Raw genomic sequence first — 16735 nt, forward strand, 5'->3', positions numbered from 1 at the left:
ATCAAGGGCAGCCGGCGTAGATCTGCGACACAACGTGCAAGATCGCGGGGGTGGGGGCGGGGTGGGGTGGGGGTCAGACCGTGGTGGGGGCCAGGCCGTAGGTGAGGGCGTCGATCAGGGCGTGCCAGCTGGCCTCGACGACGTTGGGGTGTACGCCTACCGTCGTCCAGTCGCGGCCGGTGCCGTCGGCGGTCTCCAGCAGCACCCGGGTCACCGCGCCGGTGCCGTGGCTGCCCTCGAGGATGCGGACCTTGTAGTCGGCCAGCTCGAAGGCGCGCAACTGTGGGTAGTGCCGGGCGAGCCCCACCCGCAGCGCCTCGTCGAGCGCGTTGACCGGGCCGTTGCCCTCGGCGGTGGCGATCACCCGCTCCCCGCGTACCCGGATCTTGACGGTCGCCTCGGAGACCACCGAACCGTCCTCGCGGTGCTCGACGAGCACCCGGTACGACTCCAGAGTGAACGGTCGGGCCGGACCGCCCTCCGGCAGCTCGGAGCGGACCAGCAGCTCGAAGGAGGCGTCCGCGGCCTCGAAGGACCACCCGCCGGCCTCCAACTCCTTGACCCGATTGGTGACCCGGGTCAGCGCCTCCGGACTGTCGGCCAGGTCCAGACCGAGCTCGCGACTCTTGAGCTCGACGCTGGCCCGGCCGGCCATCTCGGTGATCAGGATCCGCATGTCGTTGCCCACCACCGACGGATCCACGTGGTTGTAGAGCAACGGGTCGACCTTGATCGCGCTCGCGTGCAGCCCCGCCTTGTGGGCGAAGGCGGCGGCCCCGGCGTACGCCTGGTGGGTGTCGGGGGCGATGTTGGCGATCTCGGCGATGGCGTGCGAGACCCGCACCATCTGCTCCAGGCAGCCCTCCGGTAGGACCGGCATGCCGAGCTTGAGTTGGAGGTTGGCGGCGACCGCGAAGATGTCGGCGTTGCCGGGGCGTTCGCCGTACCCGTTGGCGGTGCCCTGGACGTGGCGGACGCCCGCCTCCACGGCGGCGATCGTGTTGGCCACCGCGCAGGAGGTGTCGTTCTGGGCGTGCATGCCGAGCAGCCCGGGGTCGATCCCCAGCCTGTCGGTCAGATCGGCGATGACGGCTGTCACCTGGGACGGCAGCATGCCGCCGTTGGTGTCGCAGAGCACCATCCGCTCGGCGCCGGCGGCCAACGCGGTCTGCACCACGGCCGCGCCGTACGCGGGGTCGTGCCGGTAGCCGTCGAAGAAGTGTTCGCCGTCGACGAAGACCCGTCGGCCCTCGCGGACGAGGTGGCTGACGGTGTCGTGGATCATCGCCAGGTTCTCCGCGCCGGTGGTGCGCAGCGCGCGCTCGACGTGTCGGCTGTCGGCCTTGGCGACAAGCGTCACCGCCGGGGTCTGCGCGTCCAGCAGGGCGCGCACCTGGGGGTCTTCGGCGACCGCGACACCGGCCTTGCGGGTGGAGCCGAACGCGACGAGCACGGCGTGCCGCAGGTCCAGCTCGGTACGCGCCCGGCGGAAGAACTCGGTGTCCTTGGGCACCGCACCCGGCCAGCCGCCCTCGATGAAGCCGACGCCGAACTCGTCGAGCAACCGGGCCACCGCCAGCTTGTCGATCACCGAATAGGTGAGCCCCTCGCGCTGGGCGCCGTCGCGCAAGGTCGTGTCGTAGACCTGGAACGTCATCAGGATCCTTTCTCTGAGCAACAAAAAGACCTCCCGCGGGTGCGGGAGGTCTGCGCGCTCGGCGGAGGGGAAGGCCGGCGCGCTAGGTCGCAATAATCAGGTCGGTGCTGGTCACGATCCCCACTCTGCCACCGCCGGCCGAACGTGGGAACAACAATCCACATACCGAGATGACTACGGAGGGTGCCCTTGATCCGGGGCGACCGGCGCACGACATCGGTGCCCGGCCACACCGACGCTCAGCCCGCCCACCGGCGGAAACAGCGATGCCAGAATGCCTGGCACGATCCAGTCGCGGCCGCCGTGCCGCTCAAGAGGAGGACCTGTGCTCACTTTCGGTGACCGCTTCCCCGCGTGCGAACCCACCGCCTGCGTGTCCGACACCCTCGACGCCAACACGCTCCTCGCCGGTGCCGGGGTCTGACCATGGGACTGGACGCGATCATGGCGGCCCTGCCGGAGTACGCCAGGGACATCAGGCTCAACCTGGGCTCCACGGTCGGCACCTCGACGCTGACCCCGACGCAGACCTGGGGCACCGCGCTGGCCTGTGCGGTCGCCGCCCGCAACCCGGTGGTGCTGCGGGAGATCGCGGCCGAGGCGCTCGGGCACCTCGGTCCGGAGGGCGTCGAGGCGGCCAAGGGCGCCGCCGCGATCATGGCGATGAACAACGTCTACTACCGGGCCAAGCACCTCATCGGCGACGAGCAGTACGCCTCGATGCCGGCCCGGCTGCGGATGCGGATCATCGCGCGGCCCGGCGTGGACAAGGGCGACTTCGAACTCTGGTGCCTCGCCGTGTCGGCCATCGCCGGCTGCGGCGTGTGCCTGGAGTTGCACGAGAAGAAGCTGCGGCGCAGCGGCTACACCCGCGAGCAGATACACGAGGCCCTGCGGATCTCCGCGGTGGTGCACGCCGCGGCGGTCACCCTGGACGCCGAGGCAGCCCTCGCCTGAACAGGTACACCCCGACGGACCGGCACCGCGCCCCGCGGCCCGTCGCCGCACCCCGCGGGCGTTGGCCCGATGCCGCACCTCGCGGGCGTTGGCCCGGTGCCGCACCTCGCGGGCGTTGGCCCGGTGCCGTTTCCGGCCCCCGACGGCCGGGTAGCTCCTGCGGGGACGACGTACCCGCCTACGCCGAGACGATCGGCGACAGTCAGGAGTGAACGGCATGGACAGCATCGATCCGCACGCCACCCACGCCGGGCCGGACCCGCTGCGCGGCGGCGACCAGGGTGCCGTGCCCGGCGGCGCGCCGGCCGGCACGTTCGACCCCTGGCGGTACCGGGACCAGGCCGGGGTGGCCGACGCCGACCTGGTCGGCTACAAGGTCGAGGCCAGTGACGGCGGAGTCGGCAAGATCGACAGTGCCAGCCACGAGGTGGGCGGCAGCTACCTGGTGGTGGACACCGGCCCCTGGATCTTCGGCAAGAAGGTGATGCTGCCGGCCGGCACCGTCAACCAGGTCGACCACGACCAGCGCACCGTCTCCGTCGACCGGACCCGGGACCAGATCAAGGCCGCCCCGGAGTACGACGAGAGCAGTCACAGCGACCCGAGCTACCGGGATCAGTTGGGCGGCTACTACGACGAGACGTACGGCGCCCTCCCGCCGGGCACGGCCCGGTAACGTGTTCGACCCGACGGCCGGTGGGGTGTGGCCCCGCCGGCCGTTACCGTGTCCACGTGGACGCCATCGACGACAGTCGCCAGATCTCGTTGCCCGCCACCTTCAACTTCCGGGAGGTCGGTGGCTACCTCGGCCACGGCGACCGACCCGTACGCCGGGGCCGGCTCTTCCGTTCCGACTCGCTGCACCGCCTCACCGAGCAGGACCAGGACGCGTTCGCCGCGATCGGGATCCGCACCGTCATCGACCTGCGCCGCCCCAGCGAGGTGCAACGGGACGGCCGGGTGCCGGCATACCAGGGGCTGACCTACCGCAACATCCACCCGGAACACGACGACTGGGCGGGCACACCGCACGAGGAGGGCGCCAGCCTGGCCCGTTACCTCGCGGACCGGTACGCGGACCTGGCCCAGACCGGCACCGCCGGGCTGGCCGAGGCGGTCGGGTTGATCGCCGACTCCGCGAATGCACCGGTGGTGGTGCACTGCGTCGCCGGCAAGGACCGCACCGGCATCGTCTGTGCGCTGACCCTCGCCGTGCTCGGCGTCGACGACGCGGACATCACCGCGGACTACGCGCTCAGCACCGAGGCGTCGGCCCGGTTCAGTGCCTGGCTGAAGGCCACCAGCCCGGCCAGCGGGGACGTGCCGGCGCCGTTCCTGGCCTCGCCCGCCGAGGCGATGCAGATCTTCCTCGACGAGCTACGCGAGGGGCACGGCTCGATCGAGGCGTACCTGCGGCACGCCGGGGTGACCGACGAGCAGCTCGCCGCGCTGCGCGACCACCTGCTCGCCGAGCCGACCGAGGCGTGACCCGCCGAGGCGGAGCTGACTGTGCCGGCCCGTCCGCTGGGGACGGGCCGGCCAGCCACGTCGGTCAGAGGACCCGCTGCACCCAGCCGTACTCGTCGGCGGTCTTGCCACGCTGGATGTCCATCAACTGCTCACGGAGGGTCATGGTGACCCGGCCGGGCTCGCCGCCGCCGACCAGGAACTCGCCGTCCGGGAAGCGGACCTGACCGATCGGGGTGACCACCGCGGCGGTGCCGCAGGCGAACACCTCCCGGAGGCGACCGCTGGCCGCGTCGGCCTGCCAGTCGGCGAAGCTGACCGGCCGCTCCTCGACCCGGTGCCCGGCTGCCCCGGCCAGCGTGAGGACCGCATCGCGGGTGATGCCCGGCAGGATCGTGCCGGTCAGCGGCGGGGTGACGATCGAGTTGTCGTCGTAGACGAAGAAGACGTTCATGCCGCCCAGCTCGTCCACGAAACGGCGCTCCACCGCGTCCAGGAAGACGACCTGGTCGCAGCCGGCCTCGATCGCCTCGGCCTGGGCGGCCAGCGACGCGGCGTAGTTGCCGCCGCACTTGGCCGCGCCGGTGCCACCGGGCGCGGCCCGGGTGTAGTCGGGTGAGACCCAGACGGTGACCGGCTTGACCCCACCGCTGAAGTAGGACTCGACCGGCGAGGCGATCACCATGTAGAGGTATTCGTTGGCCGGGCGGACGCCGAGGAAGACCTCGCTGGCGAACATGAACGGCCGCAGGTAGAGGCTGCCGTCCGCGCCGGTGGGGATCCAGTCCCTGTCGATCTCGATGAGCTTGTGCAGCGAGTCGACGAACACCTCGGGCGGCAGCACCGGCATCGCCATCCGCTGCGCCGAGGTGACGAAGCGGGCGGCGTTGGCATCCGGCCGGAACATGGTCACGCCACCGTCGGCCGTCCGGTACGCCTTCAACCCCTCGAAGATCTCCTGCGCGTAGTGCAGCACCGCGCTGGCCGGATCCATCGGAATCGGGCCGCGTGCCTCCACCCGGGCGTCGTACCAGCCCTTACCCTCGGCGTAACGCACGGTGACCATGTGGTCGGTGAAGACGCGGCCGAACCCGGGGTTGGCCAGCAGGGCGGCCCGATCGGCGGCCGATACCGGCGCGGGATTCGGACGGATCTCGAAGTCGAGCATGTCACCACCGCTCATCGCGCTGACCTCCCTGCGGGACAACGGCATGCGGGACCGCACACCGGATGGGCTGTGCCAGAAACTTACCCCGAACGGTCGTTCAGCGGGTAACGCCACCCGGGCTGGGAAGGGTGCCCGGCCAGGCCGGTGCCGGGCCAGGCCGGTCAGGCTACGGCGTGGGCGGCGAGCCGGTCGCCGACCTCTTCGGTACGCAGCGTCATGCCCGGAGTACGGCTGGCCAGCTCGGCGGCCACCGCGGCGTTGACCCGGGCGGCGGACTCGCCGTGCCCGAGCTGCTCCAGCAGGAGCGCGGCGGAGAGCACGGCGGCGACCGGGTCGGCGATGCCTCGCCCGGCGATGTCCGGCGCGGAGCCGTGCACCGGCTCGAACATCGAGGGGTACGCGCCCTCGGGGTTGATGCAGCCACTGGCGGCCAGCCCGATCCCACCGGTGACGGCGGCCGCGATGTCGGTGAGGATGTCGCCGAACAGGTTGTCGGTGACCACCACGTCGTAGCGCTGCGGCTGGGTGACCAGGAACATGGCGGCGGCGTCGACGTGCTGGTATTCGGTGGCGATGTCCGGGTGCTCCGCGGCGACCGCGTCGAAGGTGCGCGACCACAGCGACCCGGCGTGGGTGAGCACGTTGGTCTTGTGCACCAGGGTGACCTTGCGCCGCTCGCGGCGGCCGGCGCGGGCGAACGCGTCGCGGATCACCCGCTCCACGCCGTGCCGGGTGTTCAGGCTCTCCTCGGTGGCGACCTCGGCGGGGGTGTCGCGGTGCAGCGTTCCACCGGCCCCGGCGTAGAGACCCTCGGTGCCCTCACGCACCACCACGAGGTCGACCTCGCCCGGCTTGACGTTGCCGAGCGGGCCGGCGACCCCGGGCCAGAGACGGGAGGGACGCAGGTTGACGTACTGGTCGAAGGCGAACCGGAGCTTGAGCAGCAGGCCCCGCTCAAGCACACCCGGCGGAACCGTCGGGTCGCCGACCGCGCCGAGCAGGATCGCGTCGTGCCCGGCCAGCTCGGTCAGCACCGAGTCGGGCAGGACCTCTCCGGTACGGTGCCAGCGGGCCGCGCCGAGGTCGTACTCGGTGGCCTGCACGTCGGGCAGCACCGCGTCGAGGACCTTACGGGCCTGCGCGACCACCTCGGGCCCGATGCCGTCCCCGGCCACCACCGCGATCCGCGCCACGACCGCACTCCTCTGCTCAACGGTTCCGTTCTGGGCAACGGTACGTCGCCGTCCCGCCTCCCGGTACGCGGCGTCCAAAATATGGGAAACCGTCATACACAGCAGCCTCTCAGCTGGGATTCATGAGGCGATCATGTGCGCTGCCTACCCTGGTGGCCGGCGGGTCGCGGGGACCCGTCGACGACTGACCGCGACGACGCGGCGCCGAGTGCGAGGGGGCAGATGCGATGCGCATCGACGAGCAGCCGCGGACCCGCTGGCCGGACCCGTCGGCGTTCCGCAACCGCCGGCCGGACCTCCGCCTCGGCAGCCGCCGGCACCGCATCGACCCGTCCGGCGCCACCGAGGGCCGGATCGCGGTGCAGCACACAGTCCGCACGGCGACCGCCGAATACACACTGCTCCTCAACGCCCCCGAGTGGCTCGGCCGCCGGGGTGTGGGCGAGGCCCTGCGGGACAGCGTCGCGGAGTTGCGCGCCATCGACCTCACCTACGGCCCCAACCGGCCGGAGAGCCTGGTCTCCCGCCTGCGTCGGGGCGAGATCAGCCCCGACTCGTACCCCCCGCTCGCCGACCTGGTGGACCGCTGCGCGGCCATGCGCGCGGCCACCGACGGGTGGTTCGACGCCTGGGCGGTGCCCGGCGGCTTCGACCCGGGTGGCCTGCTCGGTGGCTGGGCTGTGGAACGCGTCGCGCAGAGGCTACGGGCCGCCGGCATCCACGACTACGCCGTCGTCACCGGGGCCGACCTCGTCGTCCGTGGCCACGCGCCGCACGGCGGGCCCTGGCGGGTCGCCGTGCACCACCCGACCGCACCGGAGCGCGCGCCACTGGTGCTGGAGATGACAGCGGGCGCGGTCGGCACCTCCGGGGTGAGTGGACGGCAGGGGCACGTGGTGGACCCGCACACCGGCGAGCCGGCCGACCAGCTCGTCGCCGCCACCGTCGTGGGCCCCGACCTGACGATCGCCGACGCCTACGCCACCGCGCTGTACGCCGCCGGCCCCACCGGCCTGGCGTGGTTCCGCGGCGACTCCGACTATCGCGCGCTCTTCGCACACCGCCGCTGAGCACACCAGCGCCGAGCAGGCAGTCGTTGAACACACCGGCGCTGGCACATGAGCGCTGGGCACACCGACGCCGCGCCGAGCCCGTCTCGCCGCGGCGCTCCGGCCCGATTCGCATCTCGGTCGCCCGCTGCCGGCGGACACGCCGCTCCGGTGGTCGACGACCGGTCGGGCTTGCGATCGGCCCCCACGCTCTCGGCAACGACCGTGGGGGCCGATCAGCGACGAGTGCGCGTGGCTCGCACAATCGAGGGGTGCGGACCGGTCGGGTCGGACGTCGACCGCGCCACCCGAAGACGGGCCGGCGCCTCGCACTCGGCCAGTGACCGCAGTACGTACGCTAGCGAATCGACGCAACTCGACGCAAGAGTCTCTACACCGGACCGTCGTGACGGGAGGCCCCGGGACTCGGCGGTGACCGGCGGCGAGGCAGTTTCGACATGGTGAACGGCGGATGGCACGCTATCCGCCGTGAGTTTCGATCTGAGCGTGTGGGCCCTGGAGGACGGGGCGACGCCCGAGGACGTACGGACAGCGGTCAACGGTTGCCGACAGGGGCGACACGTGGACCGTTACCCGGACCCGCGGGTGGTCGGCTTCTACCGGGCGATCACCGCCTCCTATCCGGACCGTCACCCCGGCGCGGACAGCCCGTGGGCGGTGGCTCCACTGCACGCCGCCCACGACCATGTCGAGCTGAACCTGCACCCGACCTGCGCGGACCAGGTGCTACTGGACATCGAGCGGCTGGCCGGCGAGCACGGGCTGATGCTCTTCGACCCGCAGGACGGCTCGGTCTACCCGCCCCCGGCCCGACTGCCCGGCTGATCGACTGCCCGGCCCGGCTGGTCGACCCGGTGCGGGCCGACCCCCACCCCGGGGTACGACAAAGGGGCCCAGCGGATCGCCGGGCCCCCCTGCCGCGTGCCGTGGACTACTCGTCGCGAAGGTCAGCGGCGCTGGCCGCGGTGGCGCCGATCGAATCGGCGGCCGAGGTGAGCAGCTCGGCACCGAGCGCCTGGTCGACGGTGAGCGTCATCAGCGTCTCGCCGCCCGCCTCACGCCGAGCCACCTGCATCGCGGCGATGTTGATGCCCGACTCGCCGAGCAGGGTGCCGACCGTGCCGACGACACCGGGCCGGTCCGCGTAGCGCAGGAAGAGCAGGATGCCCTCGGCGCCGATCTCCACGTCGAAGCCGTCCACCTCGGTCAGCTTGAGCACGTCGCGAGCACCCGAGTGGGTGACGGTGCCGGAGACACTCACCGTCCGGCCGTCCGGCAGGGCGCCGCGCACGGTGACCAGGGTGGGCTGCTCGGCCGTCTCGGCCAGCGGCGTCAGGGTGACCTCGACGCCACGCTCGGCGGCCAGGTGCGGGGCGTTGACGTAGGTGACCTGCTCCTCGACGACCGAGCTGAACAGACCCTTCGTCGCGGCGAGCTTGAGCACCGACACGTCGTGCGCGACGATCTCGCCGCGGACCTCGACAGTGACGCTGGCGGCGACGCCGCCGGCGACCGCGGTGAACGCCCGGCCGAGCTTCTCGGCCAGCGGCAGCAGCGGCCGCACGTCCTCGGCGACCACGCCGCCGGCCTGCACGTTGACCGCGTCCGGCACGAACTCGCCCTGCAACGCGAGCTTGACGCTCTTGGCCACGGCGAGACCGGCCTTGTCCTGCGCCTCGTTGGTGGAGGCGCCCAGGTGCGGGGTGGCCACCACGTTGTCGAAGGCGAACAGCGGCGAGGAGGTGCACGGCTCCTTGCTGTACACGTCGACGCCGGCACCGGCGACCCGACCCTCGGCGATGGCGTTGGCGAGGGCCTGCTCGTCGACGAGGCCACCACGGGCGGCGTTGACGATGCGAACGCCGGGCTTGACGATCGCCAGCTCCTTCTCACCGATCAGGCCCACCGTCTCCGGCGTCTTGGGCAGGTGGATGGAGATGAAGTCGCTCTCCCGCAGCAGCTCCTCCAACCCGACCAGGCGGACGCCGAGCTGCGCCGCACGGGCCGGCTGGATGTACGGGTCGTACGCGATCAGCCTGGTGCCGAACGCGGCGATGCGCTGTGCGAAGAGCACACCGATGCGACCGAGCCCGACCACGCCGACGGTCTTGCCCTGCACCTCGACGCCCGTGTACTTGGACCGCTTCCACTCCCCCGCCTTGAGCGCGGCACTGGCGCTGGCGGTGTTGCGGGCGACGGCGAGCAGCAGCGCGACGGCCTGCTCGGCGGCGGAGACGATGTTGGAGGTGGGCGCGTTGACGACCATCACGCCCCGCGCGGTGGCGGCCGGCACCTCGACGTTGTCCAGCCCGACACCCGCCCGGGCGACCACCTTGAGTCGCGGCGCGGCGGCGACCGCCTCCGCGTCGATCTGGGTCGCGCTGCGCACGATGACGGCGTCGGCCTCGGAGAGCGCCGAGAGCAGGGCCGGACGGTCGGTGCCGTCGACGTGACGGACGTCGAAGTCGTGGGCGAGCACCTCGATGGCGGCGGGGGCGAGTTCTTCGGCGATCAGTACGACAGGATTCATCGGTCCTCGTAGAGGTCGTGTTTGCGATCGGCCCGGGCGGCCGGGCGCCGCACTGCGCCCTGCGCTGATCCGTGCCGTGGCCGTCAGGTGCCGGCTGGCTGCACCTACAGGCGATCGTAGGGGCCGGGCCGGGCGGCGTGTTCTGGTCTGTGGGGTGAGTGCCCTCACACGCCCGGTCGAGCGACGGACATCGACCGTTCACCGCACCGAAACGGTCACGCCCGCAAGACGCCGGCCGCCGACACCGTACGTAGTCGCGCACGGGCGCGTCGACAGCCCGCGCGCCCACAACGCCAAGATCCGCGCAAGATCAGGGAAATAGCTGCCTCGTGGAGGCCCCGAGGGGCCACCATCCCTGATGTTGCGCGGATCTTGGCGCGGGCGGGCGCGCGGAGCGGACGCGGTGCTCGGGCGCGCGGGGCGCCCGGGCAGGCACCGGCCCGGGCGCGGCGCTGGGGAGAGCGCCGGCCCGGGTCCGGTAGGGGTTGTCGTGCGGACCGTCAGGCGGTCTCGGTGATCGGGCGGTCGACCCAGCTCATCATGCCGCGCAGCTTCTTGCCGGTCTCCTCGATCGGGTGCGCCGCGCCCTCGGCCTGCCACTTGGTGAAGTTGGGCCGGCCGGCCTCGTCCTCGGCGACCCACTCGCGGGCGAACTCGCCGGACTGGATCTCGCCCAGGATCTTGCGCATCTCGTCCTTGACCCGCGAGTCGATGATGCGGTGGCCACGGGAGAGGTCGCCGTACTCGGCGGTGTCGGAGATGCTGTAGCGCATCTTCGCGATGCCGCCCTCGTACATCAGGTCGACGATCAGCTTCAGCTCGTGCAGGCACTCGAAGTAGGCGACCTCCGGGGCGTAGCCCGCCTCGGTGAGCACCTCGAAACCGGTCTGCACCAGCGCCGAGGCACCGCCACAGAGCACCGCCTGCTCGCCGAAGAGGTCGGTCTCGGTCTCCTCGGTGAAGGTGGTCTTGATCGCGCCGGCACGGGTGCCACCGATGCCCTTGGCGTACGCGAGGGCGAGAGCGAACGCGTTGCCGCTGGCGTCCTGCTCGACGGCGACGAGGCAGGGCACGCCCTTGCCGTCGGCGTACTGGCGGCGGACCAGGTGGCCGGGGCCCTTCGGCGCGACCATCGCCACGTCCACGTCGGCCGGCGGCTTGATCAGGTCGTACCGGATGTTGAAGCCGTGGCCGAAGAAGAGGGCCTTGCCCGCAGCGAGGTTCGGGGCGATCGACTCCGTGTAGATGGAACGCTGCGCGGTGTCCGGTGCGAGCACCATGATCACATCGGCCTCGGCGGAGGCCTGCGCCGGCGTGAGAACCCGGAAGCCCTGCTCCTCGGCCTTGGGACGGCTCTTCGAGCCCTCCGGCAGACCGATCACCACGTCGACGCCCGAGTCACGCAGCGACAGCGCGTGGGCGTGACCCTGGCTGCCGTAGCCGATCACCGCGACCTTCCTGGCCTGAATCAGGCCGAGGTCGGCGTCGTCGTCGTAGTACACCTCAACGCTCATGAGAACTTCCCTTTCGTACGACGGCCGGGGCGGCCCGTCGTGGTCTGTGCGGATGGGTTCGGTCACGGCCCACCGGGGCCGACCGGTGGCGGTCAGGCGGCCCGCAGCGCGGGCCCGGCGGTGATCGAACGCGAGCCGCGCCCGATCGCCACCAACCCGGACTGGACCATCTCCTTGATGCCGAAGGCTTCGAGATCGCGCAGCAGCGCGTCGAGTTTGTCCGGGGTGCCGGTGGCCTCGATGGTCAGCGTGTCCGGTGCGACGTCGACAACCCGGGCGCGGAACAGGTTGACGGTCTCCAGCACCTGGGACCGGGCGGACCGGTCGGCGCGGACCTTGACCAGCAGCAACTCCCGGGCGACTGAGACCTGCGGGTCCAGCTCAACGATCTTGAGTACGTTGACCAGCTTGTTGAGCTGCTTGGTGACCTGCTCCAACGGCGACGACTCGGCGTTGACCACGATGGTGATCCGGGAGACGTCCGGGTTCTCGGTCTCACCCACGGCGAGACTGTCGATGTTGAACCCGCGCCGGGAGAACAGGCCGGAGACGCGGGCCAGCACGCCGGGCTTGTTCTCCACGAGCACGGAGAGGGTGTGCATGGTCATGCCGCGGCCTCGCTTCGCTCGGTGGTGCCACGACCCTGGGCAAGGATTCGGTCGCTGTGCTCACTCATGTCAGATGTCATCCTCGTCGAAGGTCGGGCGGACGCCGCGGGCGAACATGATCTCGTCGTTGCTGGTGCCGGCGGCGACCATCGGCCAGACCATCGCGTCCTTGCCGACCACGAAGTCGATCACGACCGGAGCGTCGTTGATCTCCATGGCGGCGGCGATGGTCTTGTCCACGTCGTCGGCGTTCTCACAGCGCAACCCGACGCAGCCCAGCGCCTCGGCGAGCTTGACGAAGTCAGGAATGCGGTGCTTGTGCGTGCCGAGGTCGGTGTTGGAGTAGCGCTCGTTGTAGAACAGTGTCTGCCACTGCCGGACCATGCCGAGATTGCCGTTGTTGATAACGGCGATCTTGACCGGGATGCCCTCCAACGCGCAGGTGGCCAACTCCTGGTTGGTCATCTGGAAGCAGCCGTCGCCGTCGACCGCCCAGACCACGGTGTCCGGCTTGCCGACCTTGGCGCCCATCGCCGCCGGCACCGCGTACCCCATCGTGCCGAGGCCGCCGGAATTCAACCAGGTGTACGGCTTCTCGTAGGAGATGAACTGGGACGCCCACATCTGGTGCTGGCCCACCCCGGCCACGAAGATCGTGTCCGGGCCGGCGATCTCGCCCAGCCGCTTGATCACGTACTGCGGGGAGAGCGTGCCGTCCGACGGCTCGTCGTAGCCGAGCGGGTAGCGGTCGCGCAGGTCGTCCAGCTGCGTCCACCAGTCACCCAGATCGGTGACACGCCCCGCTGACCGCTCGACTGTCACCGCGGCGATCAGCTCGTCGATGACGTGCTTGGCGTCCCCGACGATCGGCACGTCCACGTGCCGGTTCTTGCCGATCTCGGCGGGGTCGATGTCCGCGTGGACCACCGTCGCGTCCGGGGCGAACGAGTCCAACCTGCCGGTGACCCGGTCGTCGAACCGCGCGCCGAGCGCGACGATCAGATCCGACTTCTGTAGGCCGTAGACAGCGGCGACGGTGCCGTGCATGCCGGGCATGCCCAGGTGCTGCCGATGCGAGTCGGGGAACGCGCCGAGCGCCATCAGCGTGGTGATGACCGGGATGCCGGTCAGCTCGGCCAACTGGCGCAGCCCGTCCGTGGCACCGGCCTTGAGCACCCCGCCGCCGACGTAGAGCACCGGCCGGCGGGCGGCGGCCATCAGCCGCGCCGCCTCCCGGATCTGCTTGCCGTGCGGGTGCAGGGTGGGCCGGTAGCCGGGCAGGCCCAGGGTGGGCGGCCAGGTGAAGGTGGTCGACGCCTGGAGCACGTCCTTGGGGATGTCGACGAGCACCGGGCCGGGCCGGCCGGTGCTGGCCAGGTGGAACGCCTCGGCCAGCACCTGCGGGATCTCCTCGGCGTTCTGGACGAGGAAGTTGTGCTTGGTGATCGGCAGGGTGATGCCCTGGATGTCCGCCTCCTGGAAGGCGTCGGTGCCGATCATCGGTCGGGCCACCTGCCCGGTGATCGCCACCATCGCCACCGAGTCCATGTACGCGTCGGCGATCGGGGTGACCAGGTTCGTCGCGCCCGGCCCGGAGGTGGCGATGCACACGCCGACCTTGCCGGTGGCCTGCGCGTACCCGGTCGCCGCGTGCCCCGCGCCCTGCTCGTGCCGGACCAGGATGTGCCGGACGGAGGAGTCGTAGAGCGGGTCGTACGCCGGCAGGATCGCGCCGCCCGGGATGCCGAAGACGACGTCGACGTCGAGCGCCTCGAGGGACCGCACGAGCGAGCCGGCCCCGGTGACCTGGGCCGGAGCGGATGGCCGTACCACCGGAACGGCCGGGGTGGCCGCGGGGCGTGCGGCGGCCGGGTCGACGTCGACTGTCGGGTCGGCGGCCGCGCGGGCTCGGCGGGCGGAGTGGGCGAGGGTCTCGGGCGTGGGTCTCGTCATGGCGGTTCTGGCCTTCGGCTGGAGTGGCTGGTGGCTAGTCAAGCGATGCGACACGGGCGGGGCCCGCCTCGCCAGGTTCCGATGGCAATAAAAACGGCCCTCGTGCAGATGCACGGGGCCAGCGCACTCTCAATGAGGGAGAGTGCGCTCAGGTAAGTACTCGCAGCGACCGGTACGACGACATGCGGCTAAGCCTGACGCATCTCACGCGATGAGTCAACTGCTCCCACATGTTGGTCAACGGACGTCGGCGCGTCGCCCGGCGACGCGCCATCGGCAGGCGGCGTGACCTGTGCGTACCCGCCCGGGACCCGGCGTGGCGCGGGCAGTGGCGCGGACCGCGCGCCCGGTGACGTGGCCGCCTCCAGCATCGCTTCCAGGTGCTCGGCCGGCACCCCCCAGCCGAAGAGCGCGCCCTGGCCGAACCGGCAGCCGGCGGCCACCACCGCGGCCAACTCGGTCGGCGCGGTCACCCCCTCGGCGATCACCTCCAGCCCCAACTGGTGGCCCAACCGCATCACGATGTCGACCATCGGGGCGAAGGCCGGGCCGTCCTGGTCGACCGGCCGGACCGGCTCGTGCTCGGCCACCAGACTGTGGTCGATCTTCAGGATGTCGATCGGCAGCCGGCGCAACTGCCCCAGCGACGAGTAGCCGGCCCCGAAGTCGTCGAGCGCGATCCGCACACCGGTCAACCGCAGCGCGGTCAGCCGCCGGATCAGCTCGTCCAGGTCGGTGGCGACCGCGTGCTCGGTGACCTCCAACACCAGCCGCTGCGGCGGCACGTGGTGCGCGCGCAGCGCCTCGGCGACCTGGACCACGTACGCCGGGGCGTGCAGCTCGTGCGGCGAGACGTTCACCGACACCCAGACGTCGTGGCCGTCCGCCAGCCACCGGGAGAGCTGGTAGCAGGCCTGGTGCAGCACCCAGGCCCCCAGCGGGGCGATCATGCCGCACTCCTCGGCGAGCGGGATGAACTCGTCCGGACCGACGTTGCCCAGCTCGGGGTGGTGCCAGCGCAGCAGCGCCTCCGCGCCGACCGGCCGCACCGACGGCAGCGACGCCACCGGCTGGAAGGCCAACCGCAGTTCGTCGCGTTCGATGGCGCCACGCAGCTCGTGCTCCACCGTCGTGCGTCGGCGCAGCAACTTGTCGTACGCGGCGTCGTAGCGTTCGATCCGGTTCTTGCCGCGCTGCTTGGCGTAGCGCAGTGCCAGGTCGGCGTGGCGCAGCAGCAGCTCCACGTCCGGCTCGCCGGCCCACCCCGCCACCCCGATGCTCACCGACAGGAAGACCGGCCCCTCCGGCTCGTCGTACGGCCGGTTGAGCACCCCGAGCAGCCGCTCGGCGACCCGGTCCGCCTCGGCCGGCTGACCCTGCATGAGGACGGCGAACTCGTCGCCGCCCAGCCGGGCGGCCACGTCACCGGGGCGCAGGTTGCTCCGCAGCCGCCGGCCCACCTCGGCCAGCACGGCGTCGCCCACGTCGTGGCCGCGCATGTCGTTGACGTTCTTGAAGCCGTCCAGGTCGAGACCGAGCAGCACGCACGGAGTGCCCGCCGCGGCGGCGGCGTGCAGGGCGCGCAGCAGCCCGCGCCGGTTCGCCAGCGTGGTCAGCGGGTCGGTGTGCGCCAGCTCGCGGAAGTGCGCCTCCCGCTCGACCAGGCGGCCCGCGTACTCCCGGACGTCGCGAAGAGTGAGGTATTGCCGCGCCACCAGGGCGAAGCCCTCCACGCTGGCGGCCACGACGCCCGGCGCGGTGAAGCGACCGTCCTGGGCGAGGTGGTGCATCGCCGAGGCGGTCATCGCGATCATCGGGGCGATCCCGTACTCGCCGTCCTGACCGATCAGGTCGACCTCGGCCTGCCCCGGCCGGTCGGCCCAGTGCGCGGCGAGCGCGACGGCCAGCAGACCAGCGGCGAGCACCGCCGCACCGGTCAGCGCGATGGTCGGCCCGGCCTGGCAGAGCCCGGTGCTGAGGCCCATCCCGCCGCAGGTGACCGCGCTGATGCCGAGGCCCAGCGCGGTCAGTCGCCGGCGTAGCGCGGCCCGGAAGACGACTGTCGCGGCGAGGCCGGCTCCGAGCGCGGCACTCACCGTGGCCACCAGGATCGCCGGGCAGGCCATCGGGGTGGCCATGCCGAGCAACCGGGTGGGCTCGGAGAAGAGCACCCAGCCGACGAACCACAGCGCCGCCGCCACGACCAACCCGTCCAGGGCGAGCCGGGCCCGCCCCGCCGCGGTGGCGGCCACACCCGGCAACCAGAGCAGACCGGCGGCGAAGGCCAGCCCACTCACCGCCGTGCCGATCGCCACGGCTGTCGCCCAGCCCGTGCGCTGCCCCTGCTCGGCGGCCCAGTGGTGGTTGGCGCCGAGCGCGGCGACCACCCCGGCCAACAGGCTGAGCAGCGCGACCCCGGCGGCCACCGCGAGCAGCACGTGTGCCGGCCGACGTGGCCCCACCCGCCGCCCGGCGATCACGGTCAGCAGCACTGTGGCGGCAGCGGCGACGAGCCCGCTGAGCGCCGCGACAGCGACCATGCCCGGGGGGATATGCACGTCTCCAAGAGTGCCGGATCGGCGCGCGCCTTGGGGGGCTGGGTGTGCATCTGTTGGGAC

13 protein-coding genes are annotated in these 16735 nt (G+C 71.8%); 5 read left to right on the forward strand and 8 right to left on the reverse strand.

What is annotated here, in order from left to right:
• Nucleotides 1–73: 73 nt before the first annotated feature.
• Nucleotides 74–1657 (reverse strand): citramalate synthase, encoded by a 1584-nt coding sequence (gene cimA / locus AB0A95_RS02925; RefSeq protein ID WP_357553862.1) that lies wholly within the window; start codon nucleotides 1655–1657, stop codon nucleotides 74–76.
• A gap of 426 nt (nucleotides 1658–2083) precedes the next feature.
• Here cimA and AB0A95_RS02930 point away from each other — a divergent pair, with 426 nt between their 5' ends.
• From AB0A95_RS02930 to AB0A95_RS02940, 3 genes are all read left to right on the forward strand, one after another.
• Nucleotides 2084–2614 (forward strand): carboxymuconolactone decarboxylase family protein, encoded by a 531-nt coding sequence (locus tag AB0A95_RS02930; RefSeq protein WP_357553863.1) that lies wholly within the window; start codon nucleotides 2084–2086, stop codon nucleotides 2612–2614.
• A 217-nt stretch (nucleotides 2615–2831) separates the two neighbouring features.
• Nucleotides 2832–3290, forward strand: coding sequence for a PRC-barrel domain containing protein (locus AB0A95_RS02935; RefSeq protein WP_357071545.1), 459 nt, complete (start codon nucleotides 2832–2834; stop codon nucleotides 3288–3290).
• A gap of 56 nt (nucleotides 3291–3346) precedes the next feature.
• Nucleotides 3347–4102: a tyrosine-protein phosphatase gene (locus tag AB0A95_RS02940; protein ID WP_357553864.1), complete on the forward strand. Its 756-nt coding sequence runs from the start codon at nucleotides 3347–3349 to the stop codon at nucleotides 4100–4102.
• A gap of 64 nt (nucleotides 4103–4166) precedes the next feature.
• On the opposite strand, the gene AB0A95_RS02945 is transcribed toward AB0A95_RS02940, so the two are convergent.
• The gene (locus AB0A95_RS02945; RefSeq protein ID WP_357522206.1) at nucleotides 4167–5264 is read right to left on the reverse strand and encodes a branched-chain amino acid aminotransferase; all 1098 of its coding nucleotides are present in this window, start codon (nucleotides 5262–5264) and stop codon (nucleotides 4167–4169) included.
• 146 nt (nucleotides 5265–5410) lie between these two features.
• A complete protein-coding gene (locus AB0A95_RS02950) occupies nucleotides 5411–6442 on the reverse strand; it encodes a 3-isopropylmalate dehydrogenase (protein WP_357553865.1) in 1032 nt (343 codons plus the stop codon).
• A gap of 227 nt (nucleotides 6443–6669) precedes the next feature.
• On the opposite strand from AB0A95_RS02950, the gene AB0A95_RS02955 reads away from it, so the two are divergent.
• Nucleotides 6670–7512 (forward strand): FAD:protein FMN transferase, encoded by an 843-nt coding sequence (locus AB0A95_RS02955; protein WP_357553866.1) that lies wholly within the window; start codon nucleotides 6670–6672, stop codon nucleotides 7510–7512.
• Between the two features lie 468 nt (nucleotides 7513–7980).
• Nucleotides 7981–8337 (forward strand): hypothetical protein, encoded by a 357-nt coding sequence (locus AB0A95_RS02960; RefSeq protein WP_357553867.1) that lies wholly within the window; start codon nucleotides 7981–7983, stop codon nucleotides 8335–8337.
• Between the two features lie 106 nt (nucleotides 8338–8443).
• Here the strand turns inward: AB0A95_RS02960 and serA are convergent, their stop codons facing one another.
• The 5 genes from serA to AB0A95_RS02985 all read right to left on the reverse strand — a co-directional run bounded on the left by serA (nucleotide 8444) and on the right by AB0A95_RS02985 (nucleotide 16675).
• The gene (serA, locus tag AB0A95_RS02965; RefSeq protein ID WP_357553868.1) at nucleotides 8444–10042 is read right to left on the reverse strand and encodes a phosphoglycerate dehydrogenase; all 1599 of its coding nucleotides are present in this window, start codon (nucleotides 10040–10042) and stop codon (nucleotides 8444–8446) included.
• A 500-nt stretch (nucleotides 10043–10542) separates the two neighbouring features.
• Nucleotides 10543–11556: a ketol-acid reductoisomerase gene (ilvC, locus tag AB0A95_RS02970; RefSeq protein WP_357071524.1), complete on the reverse strand. Its 1014-nt coding sequence runs from the start codon at nucleotides 11554–11556 to the stop codon at nucleotides 10543–10545.
• A gap of 92 nt (nucleotides 11557–11648) precedes the next feature.
• On the reverse strand, nucleotides 11649–12164 hold the full coding sequence (ilvN, locus tag AB0A95_RS02975) for an acetolactate synthase small subunit (RefSeq protein WP_088946549.1): 516 nt from the start codon (nucleotides 12162–12164) through the stop codon (nucleotides 11649–11651).
• Between the two features lie 69 nt (nucleotides 12165–12233).
• The gene (locus AB0A95_RS02980; RefSeq protein WP_357553869.1) at nucleotides 12234–14117 is read right to left on the reverse strand and encodes an acetolactate synthase large subunit; all 1884 of its coding nucleotides are present in this window, start codon (nucleotides 14115–14117) and stop codon (nucleotides 12234–12236) included.
• 188 nt (nucleotides 14118–14305) lie between these two features.
• Nucleotides 14306–16675 carry an EAL domain-containing protein gene (locus AB0A95_RS02985; RefSeq protein WP_357553870.1) on the reverse strand — a complete coding sequence of 790 codons (2370 nt, stop codon included), beginning with the start codon at nucleotides 16673–16675 and terminating at the stop codon, nucleotides 14306–14308.
• Nucleotides 16676–16735: the final 60 nt, after the last annotated feature.

Source organism: Micromonospora sp. NPDC049230, assembly GCF_040647875.1.
In the GTDB taxonomy this organism is placed as follows: Bacteria; Actinomycetota; Actinomycetes; order Mycobacteriales; family Micromonosporaceae; genus Micromonospora.